The organism is Streptomyces sp. LARHCF249 (assembly GCF_052871255.1).
The window spans coordinates 210,459-228,662 of record NZ_JBIXJQ010000009.1 but is presented as its reverse complement, the minus strand read 5'-3'; the positions used below and the strand labels follow the sequence as shown (position 1 = coordinate 228,662).

Here is an 18,204-nt window from a genome sequence, read left to right as displayed (position 1 = left end):
CCCGTGGACGTCACCGGAAGGAACGGCAACGGCCCGGGCAGTGACCGCACCACCGGGCTGCCCCTCGCCGTCGCGCAGATCCTCGGACCGGACGACGAGGTGGCCGGCGCCGGTTTCCTGATCGCCGACGGCATCCTGGCCACCTGCGCGCACGTCATACGCGCCGCCGGCAGCGGGCCCGGCGCGAGGGTGCGGCTGCTCTTCCCCCACCTGGAGGGCGCGCCCGGGGCGGAGGGACTCGTCCTGGACGAGGCGTGGCGTGACCCGGAGGCCGAAGACGTGGCCCTGGTGCGGCTGAGCGGAGCGCCGAGCCGGCCGGCGCCGCTGGCGCTGGGTGCGGCGGCGGGCTGCGGGGGTCACCGGGTGCGCTCGTTCGGCTTCCCGGCCCAGGCCCCGCCGGGCGGTCACTACGGCTACGGCTCGGCCGGGGACCTGCTGCCGCCCACCGGGAGCAGGGGCGTCCATCTCCAGTTGACCGACGCGAACGACCTGACCACCGGGTTCAGCGGCGGGCCGGTCGTCAACGAAGTCACCGGCCTGGTCATCGGCATGCTCACCGAGATCACCGCCCCCGACGAACACGAGCGCGGGCAGGGGATCGCCTACGTCACCCCCACGGAGGTGCTCCGGGACATCTGGCCCGAGCTGACCGAGCTGGACATCTGCCCCTACCGCGGGCTCGAGCCGTTCACCGCGGAGCACGCCCGGTGGTTCGAGGGCCGCAAGGACGCGGTGCGGCAGGTACTGGCGAACCTGGCCGAGCATCGGGTCACCCTGCTGCTCGGCCCCTCCGGCTCGGGCAAATCCTCCTTGATCCAGGCCGGTGTCCTCCCCGCACTGGCGGCGGGCGGGCTGCCCGGCAGTGACCGGTGGCTGCCCGTGATCGTCAGGCCGAGGCAGAACCTGCTGGACGAACTCGAACGCGGCGGACTGCCCGGGGCCGTACAGGAGGGACTCGCCACAGCGGTCACCCGCAAACTCGCGGCCGAACCGGACTGCGAGCGCGTCATCCTGATCATCGACCAGTTCGAGGAGCTCCTCACCCTGCCGTCCGGCCGCAGACAGGTCCAGCGCCGCCTGGCCGCCACGGACCAGATCACCACGGCGGTCAGAGAACACGGCAGGCTCAGCGTGATCCTGATCATGCGCGACGACTTCTACCCCCAGCAGGCGGCCCTGGCCCCCAAGCTGCTGGAAGCCGCGATGCCCGGACTCCTCAACATGCCGGGCACCCTGAGCCAGCACGACCTGCACGAGGTCATCACGCTGCCCGCCCAGAACGCGGGCGCCCACTTCGAGCAGGCGCTGCCCGAGCAGATCACCATCGACGTCCTCGCCATCAGCCCCCAGGGAGCCACGGGCCTCAGTGCACCGGTCACCGTGCTGCCCCTCCTGGAGCTGACGCTCAGCCAGCTGTGGCAGAGGCGCCACGACGGGTACCTCACCCACGACGCCTACCGGCGGATCGGCGGAGTCACCGGCAGCCTGACCACGTGGTGCGACACCGCCCTGGACCAGCTTCCCCCCGGCCACCGGCCCATCGCACAGCGCATCCTGACCTCTCTGGTGCACTCCGCCGACCCCGACCGCAACGTCCCCGCCGTGCGCGAGCAGGTGCCCCTGCAAGAGCTGCGCGAACTGGCCGCGGACGTCAGCGGGGGGCCCGACAGCGGCGAGGACATCGACGAGGTGCTGGCCGCCCTCACCCGTCATCGCATCATCACCACCCACACACCCCGCGTCTCCCTGCTCCGCAACGCCCCTCCCGCGGTGCCGGTGGCCGAGCTGATCCACGACGCGCTCATCCGCGACTGGCCGACCCTGCGCGAATGGGTCGGCCAGGACCACCGCTTCCAGGAGTGGCTCGACCACACCCGCGTACGACAGGCCCGCTGGGCGGAAGGGAACCACCCCGGAGACCTGCTCGGCGGAACAGCCCTCGCGGAAGGCCTCGAGTGGTCACGCCAGCGCCGGCTGCCGGGCGAGATCTCCGCCTTCCTCACCACCAGCGAGAACCGCAAGCAGGCCCACACCCGGCGCAGCAAACGCCTCAACATGATCCTGGCCGCCTTGCTCGCCCTCGCACTCATCGCCGCGGGAGGAGCCGTCTGGCAGTGGCACACGGTCGGCGAGGAGCGACAGGAAGCCCTGTCCCGTCAGCTCGCCGCGCAGTCGGGCCCCCTCCTCAACGGAAACCCCGACCTTGCTTCACTGCTGGCCATCCACGCCTACCGGACCAGCCACACGCCCGAGTCCGAGGCGAGCCTGCGCAACGCCGCCGCCTCCCCCCTGAAGAAGCGCCTGTCCGGCCACGGCTCCTGGGTCCATTCGGTGGCGTTCAGCCCGGACGGACACACGCTCGCCAGCGGCAGCGGCGACAAGACCGTACGGCTGTGGGACACCGCGACCGGCAAGACCCGCGAGATCCTCGCCGGCCACACCGACATGGTGACCTCGGTGACGTTCAGTCCGAACGGACGCACCCTCGCCAGCGGCAGTTGGGACGAAACCGTACGGCTGTGGGACATCGCCACCCGCACGGAGCGCGCCAAGCTGACCGGCCACACCGAGCCCGTGACCTCGGCGGCGTTCAGCCCGGACGGACGCACCCTCGCCACGGGCGGCGACGACAGGACCGTACGGCTGTGGGACACCGACACCGGCAAGACTCGCACCATTCTGACCGGGCGCGTCGGCGCCGTGACCTCGCTGGCGTTCAGCCCGAACGGACGGACGCTCGCCACCGCGAGCGGAAACACCGTACGGCTGTGGAACGCCTCCGACGGGACCCCGCGCACCACCCTGAGCGGCCACACCGACACCGTGTACGCGGTGGCGTTCAGCCCGAACGGACGCACCCTCGCCAGCGGCAGCTGGGACTTCAGCGTGCGGCTGTGGGACACCGCCACCGGCCAGAGCCGCTCCCCCTTGACCGGGCACTCCGCTGCCGTGGTGGCCGTGGCGTTCAGCCCGGACGGACGCACCCTCGCCTCCGGCAGCAGCGACCATTCCGTATGGCTGTGGGACGTCGCCACCGGCACCCCGCGCACTACCCTGACCGGCCACACCGGCGAGGTGGGTGCTGTGGCCTTCAGCCCGAACGGGCACATCCTCGCCACCGCCGGCACCGACAAGAGCGTAAGGCTGTGGGACACCGCCACCGGCAGGGCCCGCGCCACTCTGACCAGCCACACCGGGCCCGTCTGGTCGGTGGCGTACAGCCCGGACGGGCGCACCCTCGCCACCGGCAGCGGCGACAAGACCGTACGGCTGTGGGACACCGCCACCGGCAAGCCCCGCGCCCCCTTGAAGGGCCATACCGACGAGGTGTACTCGGTGGCGTTCAGCCCAGACGGACGCACCCTCGCCAGCGGCAGTCTCGACAAGACCGTACGGCTGTGGGACGTCGCCACCGGCACGTCCCGCGCCCCCCTGCACGGCCATACCGACGAGGTGTACTCGGTGGCGTTCAGCCCGAACGGGCACCTGCTCGCCACCGCGAGCCGCGACGCGACCGTGCGGCTGTGGGACACCGCCACCGGCGCCGAGCGTGACATGCTGACCGGACACGAGGACACCGTGGACTCGGTGGCCTTCAGCCCGGACGGGCGGACCATGGCCACGTGCAGTCACGACAAGACCGTACGGCTGTGGGACGTCGCCAGCGGCACGGAGCGCACCACCCTGAACGGCCATACCGACGCGGTCTGGTCGGTGGCGTTCAGCCCGGACGGGCGCACCCTCGCCACGGCGAGCGACGACTACACCGTCCGGCTGTGGGACGTGGCCACCGGCAAGACCCGCACCACCCTCCTCGGCCACACCGACCGGGTGTACTCGGTGGCGTTCAGCCCGGACGGACGCACCCTCGCCAGCGGCAGTCTCGACCTCACCGTGCGGCTGTGGGACGTGGCCACCGGCAAGGGCCGTGCCACACTGGCCGGCCACCCCGACGCGGTGTACTGGGTGGCGTTCAGCCCGGTGGGAAACACCCTCGCCTCCAGCAGTGCGGACACGACCGTGAGGCTGTGGGACCTCACCCTCCCGGAGCCTGCTGCCGCGATCGAGAAGATCTGCGAGACCGTCAACCGCGACCTGACCCCGGAGGAGCGGGCGGCGTACCTGCCGGGCCAGTCGCCCGACCCCGTCTGCCCCACCCGCGAAAGCGCCGTCCCGGCCCAGGGCTAGGCTCGCGGCATGACGAGCGAGACGAGCGCCGACGAGTTCCGTGCCGCCCTGCACTCCCTGCGCGTGTGGGACGTTCCGCTTCCCGGCTTCGATGCCGAGGGTGCGCCCGGGGAGCCGCTCGGGCTGTTTCGGGAGTGGTTCGTGCAGGCCGTCTCGGCGGGGCAGGTGGAGCCGCACGTCGTGAGTCTGGCGACCGTGGACGGCGCGGGGCGGCCCGACGTGCGCGTCCTGATGCTGCACGACGCCGACGAGCGCGGCTGGCACTTCGCCTCGCACGCCACCAGCGCCAAGGGGGTGCAGCTGGCCGGGCAGCCGGCGGCCGCGCTCGCCTTCTACTGGCCCGCCGTGGGGCGCCAGGTGCGCGTCCGGGGCCGGGTCGGCGCGTGCGGGCCGCGGGAGAGCCGGGCGGACCTGGCGGTCCGCTCGCGCGGGGCCCTCGCCGCCGCGCTCACGGGCCGCCAGAGCGAGGTGCTCGGCTCGCGCGAGGAGCTCGTACGCGCCTCCGCGGACGCCTGGGAGCGGGCCGGTGCCGAGCCGGACGCCCCGGCACCGACCTGGACGCGGTACGTGCTGGACGCGGACGAGGTCGAGTTCTTCCAGGGCGACGCCGCGCGCCGGCACGTACGGCTGCGGTACCGGCGCGACCCGGCCGGGGCGTGGGTGCGCGAGCTCCTCTGGCCCTGAGGCCTAGGCCGCCGGTTCGAAGACCGGGACGTGCAGGCCCTGCGCGGCCTCGCGGAAGGCGACCGTCAACGGCATGCCGATGCGGAGGTCCGGCGCGGGGCAGGCGACGACCTCCGTCATCATCCGCGGGCCCTCCGCCAGGTCGACGACCGCCGCCGTGTACGGGACGCGCGTGCCGAAGGGCGGGAGGTCGTTGCGGTGGATCACCGACCAGGTGTAGAGGGTCGCGCGGCCGCTCGCCGCCTCCCACGCCACCCGGTCCTCGCCCGCCCAGCAGAACGGGCAGAACTCCCGCGGGTAGTGGTGCGCCCGCCCGCAGTCCGCGCAGCGGCGCAGCAGCAGCCGGCCCTCGGCCGCCGCGTCCCAGTAGGGGCGGGTGAACCCGTCCGCCTCCGGGAGGTCGTAGCGCACGTCGTTCACGGGAACAGTCCGATCGCCGCGTCGAGGGACCAGGTCTGCCAGGACATGGCCGTCAGGGCGACCAGCGAGATGAGCGCCATCATCGCGTTCTGGCCCTGCTCCGCCCAGTCGTGGATCATCAGCACCAGGTAGATCAGGTTCAGCAGCAGCCCGCCCACCAGCGCGACCGGGGTCAGGAAGCCGAGCACGAGGCCGAGCCCGAGGGCGAGTTCCGCGTAGACGACGATGTACGCCATCATCTTGGGCCGCGGTTTCACGACCAGCTCGAAGCCGCCCTTGACGAAGGTCCAGCGGTGCTTGCCCGCGATGTCGGCGGCCCAGGCGATGCCGGTGCCGCGCTCGAACCAGCCCTTCTTGTCCTTGTGCCGCCAGCTCTCCAGCCACCACAGGCCGAGGCCTATCCGGAGCACGGCGAGCCATTCGGCCCCACTGAGCCAGACGGTCTGCATCGGCAGCCCCCACCCCTTCTTCTTGTCTGACGGTACGTCAGTCCAGCGGATCCGGGGCGATCCCGCAAGAGTCCGGCCGTCCGTGATCGATCCGCAATCGATTCCCCGCCCGACCGAGACCCATCAACTCAGCGTGGCGATACGATCACACCTCATGCCAGGAGTCCCCGCAGCACCCGACATGACCACCCAGCCCCGCCCCGTGTACGTCATCGGCGGCGGTCCCGGCGGCCTCGCCGCCGCCGCCGCGCTGCGCGCCCGCGGGGTCCGCGCCGTGGTCGTCGAGAAGTCCGACGAGGTCGGCGCGTCCTGGCGGCGGCACTACGACCGGCTGCACCTGCACACCACGCGCCGGCTCTCGGCGCTCCCCGGCCTGCCCATGCCGCGCCGCTTCGGCCGGTGGGTCTCGCGCGACGACGTGGTGCGCTACCTGGAGAAGTACGCCGAGTTCCACGAGCTGGAGATCGTCACGGGCGTCGAGGTCACCCGCCTGGAGACCGACGGGAACGGCGGCTGGACCCTGCACGCCACCGGCGGGCGGGTGCTCACCGCCGCGGCCGTGGTCGTCGCCACCGGCTACAACCACACGCCCAGGCTCCCCGACTGGCCCGGCCGGGACACGTACAGCGGGCAGCTGCTGCACGCCGCCGACTACCGCGCCCCGGGGCCGTACGCGGGCCGCGACGTCCTGGTCGTCGGCGTCGGGAACACCGGCGCCGAGATAGCCGTCGACCTCGCCGAGGGCGGCGCCGCCCGGGTGCGGCTCGCCGTCCGCACGGCCCCGCACATCGTGCGCCGCTCCACCGCCGGCTGGCCGGCCCAGCGCACGGGGATCCTCGTACGCCGGCTGCCCGTGTCCCTCGTGGACCGGCTGGGCGCGCTCGTCGCCAAGGCGTCGGTCCCCGACCTGTCGGCGTACGGGCTCCCGCGGCCCGCCACCGGCCTGTACAGCAGGGTCAAGGAGGGGGCGATCCCGGTCCAGGACGTCGGCCTGATCGACGCGGTCCGCGCGGGGCGGGTGGAGCCCGTGGCCGCCGTGGAGGGCTTCGACGGCGCGGAGGTGGTGCTCGCGGACGGCTCGCGGATCGCCCCGGACGCGGTGGTCTCGGCGACCGGATACCGCCGCGCCCTGGAGGGCCTGGTGGGCGGGCTGGACGGCGTGCTCGACGAGCGCGGGCGGCCCCGTACGCACGGCGCCCGCACCTCCGCACAGGCCCCCGGCCTGTACTTCACCGGCTTCTCCAACCCCATCAGCGGGATGTTCCGGGAGATGGCCCGGGACGCCGAGGAGATCGCCCGGGCCGTGCAGCGCGGGCTGCGCGCCGCCCGCGCCTGAGGCCCGATCCGGCCGGAATGGCACTCTGGACCGCCCCCGAGGGGATCTGACACCGTTCCACACACCACCTCCACCACCTTTCCTGCGCAGCCCTGTTCCTGACGGCACGTCAGTTCAGTAATCTGACTACACGTCAGTTATCGAGTTCCATCGAGGTTCATCGAGCAGGAGCGGGCGGAACGATGCTTGGATCTACTCACGGCACCCTCACCACCGACTTCCGCGCACGTGTCGAGGCCTGCGGGGAGTCCCCCAGAACGGCCGTCCACTCCTCTGCGCCGCCCTCCGCCGAGGACGCGGTCGCCCTGGACGTCAGCGGACGGCCCCTGCACTCCGACGTCCCCGACCTGGACCGGTTCTTCCGGCCCGAGTCGGTCGCCGTCATCGGCGCCTCGGACGCCGAGGGCAGAGCGAACACCGGCATCACCCGCCAGCTCATCGCCTGGGCGCAGCGCGTCGGCGCACGCGTCCACCCGGTGCACCCGACCCGCGAGAGCGTCTTCGGCCTGCCCTGCGTGGCCTCGGTCGCCGCCCTGCCCGAACAGGTGGACCTCGCCGTCCTCCTCGTCGCCGACCCGCTCCCCGTCATCGAGGAACTCGCCGAGACCAAGGTGAAGTTCGCCGTCGCCTTCGCCTCCGGCTTCGCCGAGACCGGGGAGGCGGGAGCCGCCGCCCAGGCCCGCCTGACGGCCGCCGTCGGCCGCTCGGGCCTGCGCCTGCTGGGGCCCAACACGAACCTCAACGCCTTCGAGGAGTTCCGCGAGGACCTCGACGGCCCGGCCATCGCGCTGATCACCCAGTCCGGCCACCAGGGGCGGCCCGTCTACACCCTCCAGGAGCTGGGCATCCGCCTCTCCCACTGGGCGCCGACCGGCAACGAGGCCGACCTGGAAACCTCCGACTTCATCTCCTACTTCGCCGAGCAGCCCGAGGTCGGTGCCATCGCCTGCTACGTGGAGGGCCTCAAGGACGGCCGGTCCTTCCTGCTCGCCGCCGACCGGGCGGCGCGCAACGGGGTACCGGTCGTCGCCGTCAAGGTCGGCCGCACCGAGACCGGCGCCCGGATGGCCGCCTCCCACACCGGGAAGCTGACCGGCGCGGACACCGTCGTGGACGCCGCCATGCGCCAATTCGGCGTCATACGGGTGGACGGGCTGGACGAGCTCCAGGACACCGCCGCCCTGCTCGCCCGGGCCCGCAGGCCCAAGGCCGACGGCGTCGTCGTGTACTCCATCTCCGGTGGCACCGGAGCCCACTTCTCCGACCTGGCGACGGAGGCCGGGCTCAGCCTGCCGGCCCTCTCCCGGGCCAAGCAGGACGAGCTCCACCAGTGGATCCCCGCGTACCTGAACGTCGCCAACCCCGTCGACAACGGCGGCCACCCGGTCGGCGACTGGCGCGGCCGAAAGATCATCGACGCGATCCTCGCCGACCCGTCGGTGGGGGTCCTGATCTGCCCGATCACCGGCCCCTTCCCCCCGATGAGCGACAAACTCGCCCAGGACCTGGTGGACGCGGCCGAGCAGAGCGACAAGCTGATCTGCGTGATCTGGGGCTCCCCGGTCGGCACGGAGGACGCGTACCGGAACGTTCTGCTGGGCTCCTCGCGCGTGGCCACCTTCCGCACCTTCGGCAACTGCATCACCGCCGTCCGCGCCTACCTCGGCCACCACCGCTTCACCACCGGCTACCGCTCCCCCTTCGACGAGGCCCCCCGCACGCCCTCGCCCTCGTACCGCAAGGCGCAGGCCCTGATGCGGCCCGGGCAGCAGCTCAGCGAGCACGCGGCGAAGCAGCTGCTGAGGGCGTACGGGATCCGGGTGCCGCGCGAGCAGCTCGTCACGAGCGCGGCGGCCGCCGTCCGCGCGGCGGGCCTGGTCGGCTATCCGGTGGTCATGAAGGCCTCGGGCCCGCAGCTGGGCCACAAGACGGAACTGGGCCTGGTCAAGATCGGCCTGACCTCGGCCAGCCAGATCCGCGACGCGTACCGCGAGCTCACCGACATAGCCCGCTACGAGAACGTCCCGCTGGACGGCATCCTGGTCTGCCAGATGGTCGAACGCGGCGTGGAAATGGTCGTCGGCGTCACCCAGGACGACCTCTTCGGGCCGACCGTCACGGTGGGGCTGGGCGGGGTCCTGGTGGAGGTCCTGCACGACGCGGCGGTGCGCGTGCCGCCCTTCGGGGAGAACCAGGCCCGCGCGATGCTCACCGAACTGCGGGGGGCCGCGCTGCTGGAGGGCGTACGGGGAGCACCCCCGGCCGACGTCGACGCGCTGGTGGAGGTCATCCTGCGGATCCAGCGGATGGCGCTGGAACTGGGCGACGAGCTGTCCGAGCTGGACATCAACCCCCTGATGGTCCTCCCGCGGGGGCAGGGGGCGGTGGCCCTGGACGCCCTGGCCATCTGCCGCTGACCGGGCGCGCCCCCGTTGTCAGGGCTCCGCCCCCGAACCCCCGCGCCTCAAACGCCGGCGAGGCTTGATTTCACCTGATGCCGCCCACCAGGTACGGCTGGCCACCAGGTACGGCTGGCCACCAGCCCGCCAAGGCACAGCCCAGCCCCGCCGGCGATTGAGGCGCGGGTCCGGGCAGAGCCCGGGAAGCGCGCCCGCACCCGACCATCCGCCCCCACCCCGAACGGGAGTTCGCCCATGACCGAGGCTTCGGACACGATCCTGCACCGCACGGACGGCGGCGTCTGCTGGATCACCCTCAACCGGCCCGAGGCCATGAACGCCGTCACCTGGGACCAGCGCGAACGCGTCATCGCGCTGCTCGAAGCCGCCTCCGCCGACCCGGACGTCCGTGCCGTCGTCATCACGGCCGCCGGCAAGGGCTTCTGCGCGGGCGCAGACCTCCGCGGCGCACCGGCCCGGGCCGACACCGAGCGCGTCGCAGGCGACGTCGCCCGCATGATCCGCCGCGGCGCGCAGCGCCTGGTCACCGCGGTCCTCGACTGCGAGAAGCCGGTCATCGCCGCAGTCAACGGCACCGCCGCCGGCATCGGCGCCCATCTCGCCCTCGCCTGCGACCTGGTGATCGCCGCCGAAGAGGCCCGGTTCATCGAGGTGTTCGTCCGCCGCGGCCTGGTCCCCGACGGCGGGGGCGCGTACCTGCTGCCCCGCCTGATCGGCCCGCAGAAGGCCAAGGAGCTGATCTTCTTCGGCGACGCCGTCCCCGCCGCCGAGGCCGAACGCCTCGGGCTGGTCAACAAGGTGGTCCCGGCCGAGGAGCTGCAGGCCGCCGCCCGCGACTGGGCGGAGCGCCTCGCCCAGGGCCCCACCCGGGCCCTCGCCCTGGCGAAGCAGCTGGTCAACGCCTCCCTGGACGGCGACCGGGCGGCTGCACTGGCCGCCGAGGCCACCGCCCAGGAGATCAACATGGGCACGGCCGACGCGAACGAGGGCGTGGCGAGCTTCGTGGAGCGCCGCACGCCCAAGTACACCGGCCGCTGACCGCCGGCCGGCGGCTACATCTGGGCGCTCGGCTTCAACAGCGCGAACACGGCACCCGCCGGGTCGGAGGCCCACGCGATCCGGCCGACGTCCGGCACGTCCGCCGCCGGCATCATCACCGCACCGCCGTTCCCCTCGACCTTCGAGACGGTGGCGTCCACGTCGGCCACGTGGAAGTACGGAACCCAGCGCGGCACCATGGCCGATCCACCGCCCGCGCCCTCGCCCTGTTCCGCGATCCCGCCGAAGGAGGTCTCCTTCTTGTCGCCGTCGGCGGTGCTCAGCACCCGGTACGTCATCCCGGGCGCCTCCATCTCCTCGTGCCGCCACCCGAACACCCTGTAGTAGAAGGCGACGGCCGCGACCGGGTCGGGTACGTGGAGCTCCACCCACAGCAGGGTGTTCTCGGCGGAGACCAGCCCCAGCCCGCCGGTCTTGCCCGGCTGCCAGGTCGCGAACTCCGCACCCTGCGGGTCGGTGAACTGCGCGAGCCAGCCCTCCCCCATGACGTCCATGGGCTCCATCCGCACCTGCCCGCCCCCGGCCCGGACGGCCTCGGCGGTGGCCTGGACGTCGGCGCTCTTGAAGTGGACCATCCAGGCGGACGTCGCCCCCTCCTCGGTGAGCGGGCCCAGCGCGGCGACGGTCTTCCCGCCGACCTGCCAGAAGCCGTACCCGCCCGCCTCGGGCCCGGCGGAGACGAAGTTCCAGCCGAAGACGGCACCGTAGAACGCGGCGGCCGCGTCGGTGTCGGGACTTCCGAGGTCGATCCAGTTGGGTGATCCGGTACGGAAGTCGGTGCCGAGCATCAAGTGCCTCCTACGGGTCCGGCGGTACGGGTCCGCCGGCCACGATGCCGAGCCCCCGCGCGCCGGCGGGCGTACGGACCCCCGGCGGGCGGGGGTTCCACCCGTACGGAGCAAAGGGGGGCCTGCCGGCCGCCTCAGATTCCGACGCGCTCCAGCGCCGGCAGGAACTGGTCGTAGAAGGCCGCCTTGATCTGGAGGGAGCGCTGCTCCATTTCCCTGAAGGAGTCGGCCGCCCCCTCGCCCCCGTTGCCGAGGAACGCCGACACCCGGGTGGCCAGGCGGTCGGCGTGGGACGTACCGAGCAGGTCCGCGGTCGCGAGCTTCTGGCTCTTCGCGTCGTGGAAGTGGTGCGGGTAGTAGAAGCTGGAGATGTTCTGCCCGTCCTGTGTGAGCAGGGGTTCCATGCGCTCCCACAGCCGCCCGTACTCGACGGAGACCAGGATCTCGCCCCAGAAGCGCAGGATGGCCAGCACCCGCAGGTCGGCGTCCTCGCGGGTGCCAGCGTCCGCGATCATGTCGAAGGTGGCGTCGATGGCCCGCTTCGTCGCCGGGGTCGGCCTCGTGTGGACGAGCGCCTCCCGGGAGACGCCGAGCCGGTACATGTCCGCCGTCATGTCCTCGCGGTGGGACCGCATCCCGTGGCTGTCCGGATACTCCTCGCGCAGGATGACCCGGGCGATCCGCAGCCCCTCCTCGTCGCGCAGGAGGTCGATCGCCAGGTCGTAGGCCGGGGTGAACGCGAGGGAGAGGAAGCGCCGCTGGAGGAGGACCCCGGCGAAGTCCTCGTCCGAGAGCAGCGCGATGTTCGCCAGTACCGGGTGGTGCCTGTACTGCGCGATCAGTTCGTCCTCGAACCGGTCCAGTTCTTGCACGGCGTTACCTCTAATTCATGGTGTCGATTGATCTTTGCCAGTCACGGAGATCGACATCGCGGCCGATGCCCCACAACTTGTCCATCTCCCCTTGGACTTCCCGGCCCATCGCCGTCTCGCACCCGTCGATCTCGAGCTGGGTGGACTGGATGGCGAGCCGGCCGTGCAGGAACGAGCTGACGAGGTACCGATCGTCGGCCTTGTACACGGCGATCGACGGGAGGGAGTTGTACACCCGCACCTGGAGCCTGTGCCGGAGCTCCGCCGGAACGTCGTCGTAGACGGACTTGAGGATGTCCAGGCTCCCCCTCACGTCCACCCCCCGGCCGGGCGCTCCCACCTGCAACGCCCGGTCACGCAGGTCCGCCACCAGGGACGACGGGTGCAGCAGCAGGATGCGCACCTCTGCCCGCCGTTCCGTGATGGCGCTCGTCAACTCGCTCTTCAGCTGCTCGAGGTTGGGTATCCAGGTCTGCAGGATGGACACCTCCCACCGGGCGTTCTGCAGCAGCTCGATGAAGGCCGCCTGGGGAAAGTTCGGGTGCACCCTGGTGACGCCGTCGTAGCGCTCGCGCCGCAACTGGCCCTCTATGCCGTCGATGTCGAGCCTGGAGACCTGCGCGTTCATGGTGTCGAGCACCTTCAGGCGGTCGAACTCCATGAGGAGGAAGAGGGTGACCGTGCTCAGGATGAGCAGCGTGATCTTCGGGAGCGTGCCCCCGGGGGCCATCTTGTCGAGCCATCCGAGGAGGTCGGCGAGCAGGACCCCGACGCCCGCCATCGCCATGGCACCCAGTGCGACCCGCTCGGCCCGGTTGCGAAAACCGTTCGCCATGCCCACTCCAGCCCGCGACGTCCTTGTCGTTGGCGAAGACTGTACACACGCGCCCGCGGACGCATGACGGAGGGTCATGTCTCCTTTGTCACAAGGGCGTTGACCAGCAGAGAAGGACCACGACGCGCCGACGGCCCCCACCGTCACCGGATCCCGGCAGGGCGATCCAGGCGCGTTCGGTCACCCGGGGGCACGTATCTCCCTTCCCATCTGACGAACCGTCAGGTTCAATCGTGCATGTGATGGGACACGCAGGGATGGCGGCCACCGTCGTCCGATACCTCAGGTCAGTCGGCTCCCCCACCTCCGCCGCGCCGGAGCCGGGGCCCGAGCCCGTCGACGCCCTGCCGCGCCCCGATCTGCGGGCCGTCGGCGAGGACGAGCGCGCGCCGGTGTCGCCCGCCGAATTCCGGGCCGTGCTCGGGAACTTCGCCAGCGGGGTCACCGTCGTCACCGCGCCGCCCGGCGAGGACGAGGAGGGCCCGGCCGGCTTCGCCTGCCAGTCCTTCGCCTCGCTGTCCCTCGACCCGCCCCTGGTCACCTTCATGGTGGCCCGTACGTCGACCACCTGGCCGCGGATCGCCCGCGCCGGGGTGTTCTGCGTGAACATCCTCGGGGCCGACCAGGGCGAGCTGTGCCGCTCCTTCGCCGTCAGCGGCGCGGACAAGTTCGCCGGGGTGACCCACACCCCGGCCCCCGTCACCGGGTCCCCGCAGCTCGGCGCCGTCCCCGCCTGGATCGACTGCCGGATCCACGCCGTCCACACCGGCGGCGACCACCTGATCGTGGTCGGGCGGGTCGTGGCCATGGGCGCGGCGGGCGAGGGCGACCCGCTCCTCTTCCACAAGGGCCGCTTCGGCCGCCCGCCCGCGTCCGTCAGAACGTGAGCACCCCGCGCGCCACCCGGCCGTGGTGGGCGTCGTCCGCGGCCTTGGCGAAGTCCTCCACCGGGTAGACCTCCGTCACCAGCTCGTCCAGCAGCAGCCGGCCCTGCCGGTAGAGCTCGGCGTACAGGGCGATGTCGCGCTGCGGACGCGAGGACCCGTACCGGCATCCCATGATCGTCTTGTCCAGGTACATGGACGAGACGAGGAACGAGGCCTCCTCCGCGAAACCGGGCACGCCGAGCAGGACGGCCTGACCGTGCCGGTCGAGGAGGTCGATGGCCTGGCGGATCAGCTTCACGCTGCCCACGCACTCGAAGGCGTGGTCCGCGCCGGCGGGCAGGACCTCCTTCACCGCCGCCGTGGAATCCGGGACCGCCGAGGCGTCGATGAAGTGGGTGGCCCCGAACTGCCGGGCCACCGCCTCCTTCGCCGGGTTCGCGTCGACCGCCACGATCGTCGTGGCCCCCGCGATCCTGGCCCCCTGGAGCACGTTCAGCCCGATCCCCCCGGTGCCGATCACGACCACCGACTCGCCGCGGTCGACCTTCGCCCGGTTCAGCACCGCGCCCACGCCCGTCAGCACCCCGCAGCCGATCAGGGCCGCCGAGGTCAGCGGGATGTCGGCGGGGATCTTCACCGCCTGCACGGCCTTGACGATCGTCCGCTCCGCGAAGGCCGAGTTGGAGGCGAACTGGAACAGAGGCTTCCCGCCCCGCGTGAACGGCTGCCCGGGCATCCCGATCGCCTTCCGGCACATCGTCGGCCGGCCCCGGTCGCAGTCCGCGCACGCCCCGCAGTTGGCGAGCGTGGACAGCGCCACGTGGTCGCCGGGCGCCACGTGCGCGACCCCCGCGCCGACCGCCTCGACCACCCCCGCGCCCTCGTGCCCGAGCACCACCGGCGGCGGGAACGGAATCGTCCCGTCGATCACCGACAGGTCACTGTGGCACAGCCCGGCCGCCCGTATCGCGACCAGTACCTCTCCCGGCCCCGGGTCGCGGATCTCCAGGTCGTCGACCACCTGGGCCTGCTTGCCGTCGAATACGACGCCTCTCACCTGGACTCCTTAGGCAGGCCGAGCACCCGCTCGGCGATGATGTTGCGCTGGATCTCGTCCGAGCCGCCGTAGATCGTGTCGGCGCGGGTGAACAGGAAGAGCCGCTGCGCCTCGTCGAGTCCGAGCTCGTACGGGAGCCCGGGCGCCCAGTCCTCCGGCCCGGCCGCGGCCAGCGCGCCCCGGACCTCCACCGCCAGCTCGCCGAGCCGCCGGTGCCATCCGCCCCACAGCAGCTTGGCCACGCTCGGGGCGCCGGCGTCACCGGCGTCGGCGGAGCCGAGCGTCCGCAGGGCGTTCCACCGCATCGTGCGCAGCTGCGCCCACTGCCGTACGAGGCGCTCCCGCACGACCGGGTCCGCAGCGCCCGACGCCGCGTACGCCGCCAGTACCCGCTCCAGTTCCGCCGCGAAGCCGATCTGCTGGACGAGGGTCGAGACCCCCCGCTCGAGGGCGAGCAGCCCCATGGCCACGGTCCAGCCGTCGCCCTCGGCGCCGACGACCTCGGCGGCCACCGCGCCGTCGAAGAAGACCTCGTTGAACTCCGAGGTCCCCGACATCTGCCGGATCGGCCGCACCTCGATCCGCCCCGGCTGGTCCATCCGTACGAGCAGGAACGACAGCCCCCGGTGGCGCCGGGAGCCCGGACCGGTGCGGGCCAGGACGAAGCACCAGTCGGCGTCCCGGGCCAGCGAGGTCCAGATCTTCTGCCCGGTGACCCGGAACAGCCCGTCGGCAGCGTCCCGTACGGCGGTCGTACGGATCCCCGCGAGGTCGGAGCCGGCGCCCGGCTCGCTGTACCCCTGGCACCACAGCTCCTCGCCGCGGGCGATGCCGGGCAGGAAGCGGTCCCGCTGCTCCCGGGTGCCGTACGCGAGGAGCGTCGGCGCGAGGAGGTTCTCCCCGATGTGGCCGACCCGGCCGGGCGCGCGCAGCGCCGCGTACTCCTCGGCCCACACCACCTGCCCGGTCAGGGAGAGCCGGCGGTTCCCGTACCCCTCGGCCTCCCAGCCCTGCCCGATCCAGCCTCCGCGGCCCAGCTCGCGCTCCCATGCCCGCCGTGCGCCGATCCCCTCGTGCTCGCTGCCCGGCCCGCCGAGTCCCCGGGCCTGCGCGTACGGGCCCACGAGGTGCTCCGCCAGCCACGCGCGGGCACGCCCGCGCAGCTCCTCGTCCTCGGCCCCGAAGTCGAAATCCACGCCGCTCCCCCTGTCCTGTCCCCGTAGGTCCCGGGCCCCGTACGGCTACGCGTTGGGGCGGTCCTTGGCGGCCGCCGCCCTGGCCATGGCCTCCAGCTGCGCGAGCATCGGCATCGGGTCCTTGCCGACCGTCCCGGGCAGGAAGTCGGCGATCTTCTCCGGGGTCCAGGAGCCCTCGGCGTACCCGGCGCGCAGTTCGCGCGGCTGCGCCCAGACGGCGATCTTCGGGCCGGCGATCGTGTAGACCTGCCCGGTGATGTCCTCCGCCTTGGCCCGGTCGCTGAGGAGGTAGGTGACGAGCGCCGCGACGTCCTCGGGCTCGCCGATCTCCTTGAGCTCCATGGGGACGCCCGCCGACATGCGGGTGCGGGCGACGGGCGCGACGGCGTTGGCCGTGACCCCGTACTTGGCCAGGCCGAGCGCGGCGGAGCGGACGAGGGAGATGATCCCGCCCTTGGCGGCGCTGTAGTTGGCCTGCGCGACGGAGCCCTGGTGGTTGCCGCTGGTGAAGCCGATGAGCGTGCCCGAGCCCTGGCGGCGCATGACGGCGGAGGCCGCGCGGAAGACGGTGAAGGTGCCCTTGAGGTGCGTGGCGACCACCGGGTCCCATTCCTCCTCGGACATGTTGAAGAGCATCCGCTCGCGCAGGATGCCCGCCACGCACACGACGCCGTCGACGCGCCCGTACCGGGCGAGCGCGGTGTCGACGATGCGCTGGCCGCCCGCCATGGTGGAGATGTCGTCGGCGACGGCGACGGCCTCGCCGCCGGCGGCGAGGATCTCCTTCACCACGGACTCGGCGATCTCGCTGGTGGGCTCCCCGCCCTCGATGCCCACTCCGTAGTCGTTGACGACGACCTTGGCGCCCTCGGCGGCCGCGGCGAGTGCCACGGCCCGCCCGATGCCCCGGCCGGCACCGGTGACGGCGACGACCTTGCCTGTCAAGAAGTTCCCCACGTCCGGCCCCTTCCCGCGTTTTCTGACGGACCGTTAGATTCTATGGGGAGTCAGACGCACCTGCACAAGCCCTCGTTGCCGTTTCCACACAAGGAGCTGTTGAGGCCCATGTCACTGCCCGCCGAGTTCCACGACATCGCCAAGCGCGTCAACAACTGGGGCCGCTGGGGGGCCGAGGACGAGATCGGCACCCTGAACCTGGTGACCGACGGGGTCGTCCGTGCGGCCGCGGCGGAGATCCGCACGGGCCGCCGCATCCCGCTGGCCCTCCCCCTCAAAGAGGACGGGGTGCAGGCGGGGATGATCCCGGGCCGGATCAACCCGCTGCACACGATGGTGCAGATCAACCAGGAGCTGTTCGGGCCGGGCACGGTGGCGTGCAGCGACGACGCCGTGACCATGGGCCTGCAGGCCGGCACCCACTGGGACGCACTGACGCACGTCTCGCACTCGGGGAAGATCTACAACGGCCGCCCGGCCTCCTCGATCACCGCCCACGCGCGGTCGGAGTTCAGCGGTATCGACAAGGCCGGGCCCATCGTCTCGCGGGGCGTCCTGCTGGACGTGGCGCGCGCCAAGGGCCTGGACCGGCTGCCCGGGGGCCACGCGGTGACCCCGGGGGACCTCGCCGAGGCGGAGGAGTTCGGCGGGGTCGCGGTCCGCTCCGGGGACATCGTCCTGGTCCGCACCGGCCAGATCCAGGTCTACCTGGCGGGCGACAAGCACGGCTACGGCTTCCCGTCCCCGGGGCTGTCCGTGCACACCCCGGAGTGGTTCCACGCGCGGGACGTGGCGGCTGTCGCGAACGACACGCTGACGTTCGAGATCTTCCCGCCGGAGATGGAGAACCTGTGGCTTCCGGTGCACGCCCTCGACCTGGTCGAGATGGGCATGCTCCAGGGCCAGAACTGGAATCTCGAAAAGTTGTCCACAGCCTGTGCGGAAGAGAACCGGTACGCCTTCCTCCTGTCGGCCATGCCGGAACCATTCGTCGGCGGCACGGGCACCCCGGTGGCCCCGGTGGCCGTCCTCTGACGCCGCTGACGCCCGTCCCGC

Annotated in this window: 15 protein-coding genes; 7 read left to right on the top strand and 8 right to left on the bottom strand. The window is 72.4% G+C overall.

Annotated elements, in window-relative coordinates; genetic code table 11:
* Nucleotides 1–3 precede the first annotated feature (3 nt).
* Entirely contained in the window at nt 4–4,188 is a 4,185-nt protein-coding gene (locus ACIPUC_RS26020) for an nSTAND1 domain-containing NTPase (protein ID WP_446592544.1), read from the top strand.
* A gap of 9 nt (nt 4,189–4,197) precedes the next feature.
* On the top strand, nt 4,198–4,872 hold the full coding sequence (locus ACIPUC_RS26015) for a pyridoxine/pyridoxamine 5'-phosphate oxidase (protein WP_446592543.1): 675 nt from the start codon (nt 4,198–4,200) through the stop codon (nt 4,870–4,872).
* Between the two features lie 3 nt (nt 4,873–4,875).
* Here ACIPUC_RS26015 and ACIPUC_RS26010 read toward each other — a convergent pair whose 3' ends face one another.
* The gene (locus ACIPUC_RS26010) at nt 4,876–5,292 is read right to left on the bottom strand and encodes a Zn-ribbon domain-containing OB-fold protein (RefSeq protein ID WP_446592541.1); all 417 of its coding nucleotides are present in this window, start codon (nt 5,290–5,292) and stop codon (nt 4,876–4,878) included.
* The gene (locus ACIPUC_RS26005) at nt 5,289–5,741 is read right to left on the bottom strand and encodes a DoxX family protein (protein WP_446592540.1); all 453 of its coding nucleotides are present in this window, start codon (nt 5,739–5,741) and stop codon (nt 5,289–5,291) included. The genes ACIPUC_RS26010 and ACIPUC_RS26005 overlap by 4 nt, the downstream gene beginning before the upstream one ends.
* A 154-nt stretch (nt 5,742–5,895) precedes the next feature.
* Between ACIPUC_RS26005 and ACIPUC_RS26000 the strand changes: the two genes are divergently transcribed.
* The 3 genes from ACIPUC_RS26000 to ACIPUC_RS25990 all read left to right on the top strand — a co-directional run bounded on the left by ACIPUC_RS26000 (nt 5,896) and on the right by ACIPUC_RS25990 (nt 10,535).
* Complete coding sequence (locus ACIPUC_RS26000; protein WP_446592539.1) at nt 5,896–7,077, top strand: flavin-containing monooxygenase; 1,182 nt, start codon at nt 5,896–5,898, stop codon at nt 7,075–7,077.
* Between the two features lie 182 nt (nt 7,078–7,259).
* On the top strand, nt 7,260–9,494 hold the full coding sequence (locus ACIPUC_RS25995; RefSeq protein ID WP_446592537.1) for an acetate--CoA ligase family protein: 2,235 nt from the start codon (nt 7,260–7,262) through the stop codon (nt 9,492–9,494).
* A gap of 237 nt (nt 9,495–9,731) precedes the next feature.
* Nucleotides 9,732–10,535: an enoyl-CoA hydratase/isomerase family protein gene (locus ACIPUC_RS25990; protein ID WP_446592535.1), complete on the top strand. Its 804-nt coding sequence runs from the start codon at nt 9,732–9,734 to the stop codon at nt 10,533–10,535.
* A gap of 14 nt (nt 10,536–10,549) precedes the next feature.
* On the opposite strand, the gene ACIPUC_RS25985 is transcribed toward ACIPUC_RS25990, so the two are convergent.
* From ACIPUC_RS25985 to ACIPUC_RS25975, 3 genes are all read right to left on the bottom strand, one after another.
* Nucleotides 10,550–11,344, bottom strand: a complete 795-nt coding sequence (locus tag ACIPUC_RS25985; RefSeq protein WP_446592533.1) for a VOC family protein — start codon at nt 11,342–11,344, stop codon at nt 10,550–10,552.
* A 134-nt stretch (nt 11,345–11,478) separates the two neighbouring features.
* Entirely contained in the window at nt 11,479–12,216 is a 738-nt protein-coding gene (locus ACIPUC_RS25980) for a hypothetical protein (RefSeq protein WP_446592532.1), read from the bottom strand.
* Between the two features lie 10 nt (nt 12,217–12,226).
* Nucleotides 12,227–13,051, bottom strand: coding sequence for a hypothetical protein (locus tag ACIPUC_RS25975; RefSeq protein WP_446592531.1), 825 nt, complete (start codon nt 13,049–13,051; stop codon nt 12,227–12,229).
* Between the two features lie 257 nt (nt 13,052–13,308).
* Here ACIPUC_RS25975 and ACIPUC_RS25970 point away from each other — a divergent pair, with 257 nt between their 5' ends.
* A complete protein-coding gene (locus ACIPUC_RS25970; protein ID WP_446592672.1) occupies nt 13,309–13,938 on the top strand; it encodes a flavin reductase family protein in 630 nt (209 codons plus the stop codon).
* Here ACIPUC_RS25970 and ACIPUC_RS25965 read toward each other — a convergent pair.
* Genes ACIPUC_RS25965 through ACIPUC_RS25955 form a run of 3 tightly spaced genes read right to left on the bottom strand, consistent with a single transcriptional unit; the run spans nt 13,928 to nt 17,148 of the window.
* Nucleotides 13,928–14,995, bottom strand: coding sequence for a Zn-dependent alcohol dehydrogenase (locus ACIPUC_RS25965; RefSeq protein ID WP_446592529.1), 1,068 nt, complete (start codon nt 14,993–14,995; stop codon nt 13,928–13,930). The two genes, ACIPUC_RS25970 and ACIPUC_RS25965, sit on opposite strands and share 11 nt — an antisense overlap.
* Nucleotides 14,992–16,191, bottom strand: a complete 1,200-nt coding sequence (locus tag ACIPUC_RS25960; RefSeq protein WP_446592528.1) for an acyl-CoA dehydrogenase family protein — start codon at nt 16,189–16,191, stop codon at nt 14,992–14,994. Before ACIPUC_RS25960 ends, ACIPUC_RS25965 begins: the two co-directional genes overlap by 4 nt.
* Nucleotides 16,192–16,236: 45 nt before the next feature.
* On the bottom strand, nt 16,237–17,148 hold the full coding sequence (locus ACIPUC_RS25955) for an SDR family NAD(P)-dependent oxidoreductase (protein WP_446592527.1): 912 nt from the start codon (nt 17,146–17,148) through the stop codon (nt 16,237–16,239).
* Between the two features lie 108 nt (nt 17,149–17,256).
* Between ACIPUC_RS25955 and ACIPUC_RS25950 the strand changes: the two genes are divergently transcribed.
* Nucleotides 17,257–18,183, top strand: a complete 927-nt coding sequence (locus ACIPUC_RS25950) for a cyclase family protein (RefSeq protein WP_446592526.1) — start codon at nt 17,257–17,259, stop codon at nt 18,181–18,183.
* Nucleotides 18,184–18,204: the final 21 nt, after the last annotated feature.

Excerpts from the sequence above, each read along its gene's own strand:
- ACIPUC_RS25950 (WP_446592526.1), top strand. The coding sequence starts at position 17,257 with ATGTCACTGCCCGCCGAGTTCCACGACATCGCCAAGCGCGTCAACAAC.
- ACIPUC_RS26000 (WP_446592539.1), top strand. The coding sequence starts at position 5,896 with ATGCCAGGAGTCCCCGCAGCACCCGACATGACCACCCAGCCCCGCCCC.
- ACIPUC_RS26015 (WP_446592543.1), top strand. The coding sequence starts at position 4,198 with ATGACGAGCGAGACGAGCGCCGACGAGTTCCGTGCCGCCCTGCACTCC.
- ACIPUC_RS25990 (WP_446592535.1), top strand. The coding sequence starts at position 9,732 with ATGACCGAGGCTTCGGACACGATCCTGCACCGCACGGACGGCGGCGTC.
- ACIPUC_RS25995 (WP_446592537.1), top strand. The coding sequence starts at position 7,260 with ATGCTTGGATCTACTCACGGCACCCTCACCACCGACTTCCGCGCACGT.
- ACIPUC_RS25985 (WP_446592533.1), bottom strand. The coding sequence starts at position 11,344 with ATGCTCGGCACCGACTTCCGTACCGGATCACCCAACTGGATCGACCTC.
- ACIPUC_RS25970 (WP_446592672.1), top strand. The coding sequence starts at position 13,309 with ATGGCGGCCACCGTCGTCCGATACCTCAGGTCAGTCGGCTCCCCCACC.
- ACIPUC_RS26005 (WP_446592540.1), bottom strand. The coding sequence starts at position 5,741 with ATGCAGACCGTCTGGCTCAGTGGGGCCGAATGGCTCGCCGTGCTCCGG.
- ACIPUC_RS25975 (WP_446592531.1), bottom strand. The coding sequence starts at position 13,051 with ATGGCGAACGGTTTTCGCAACCGGGCCGAGCGGGTCGCACTGGGTGCC.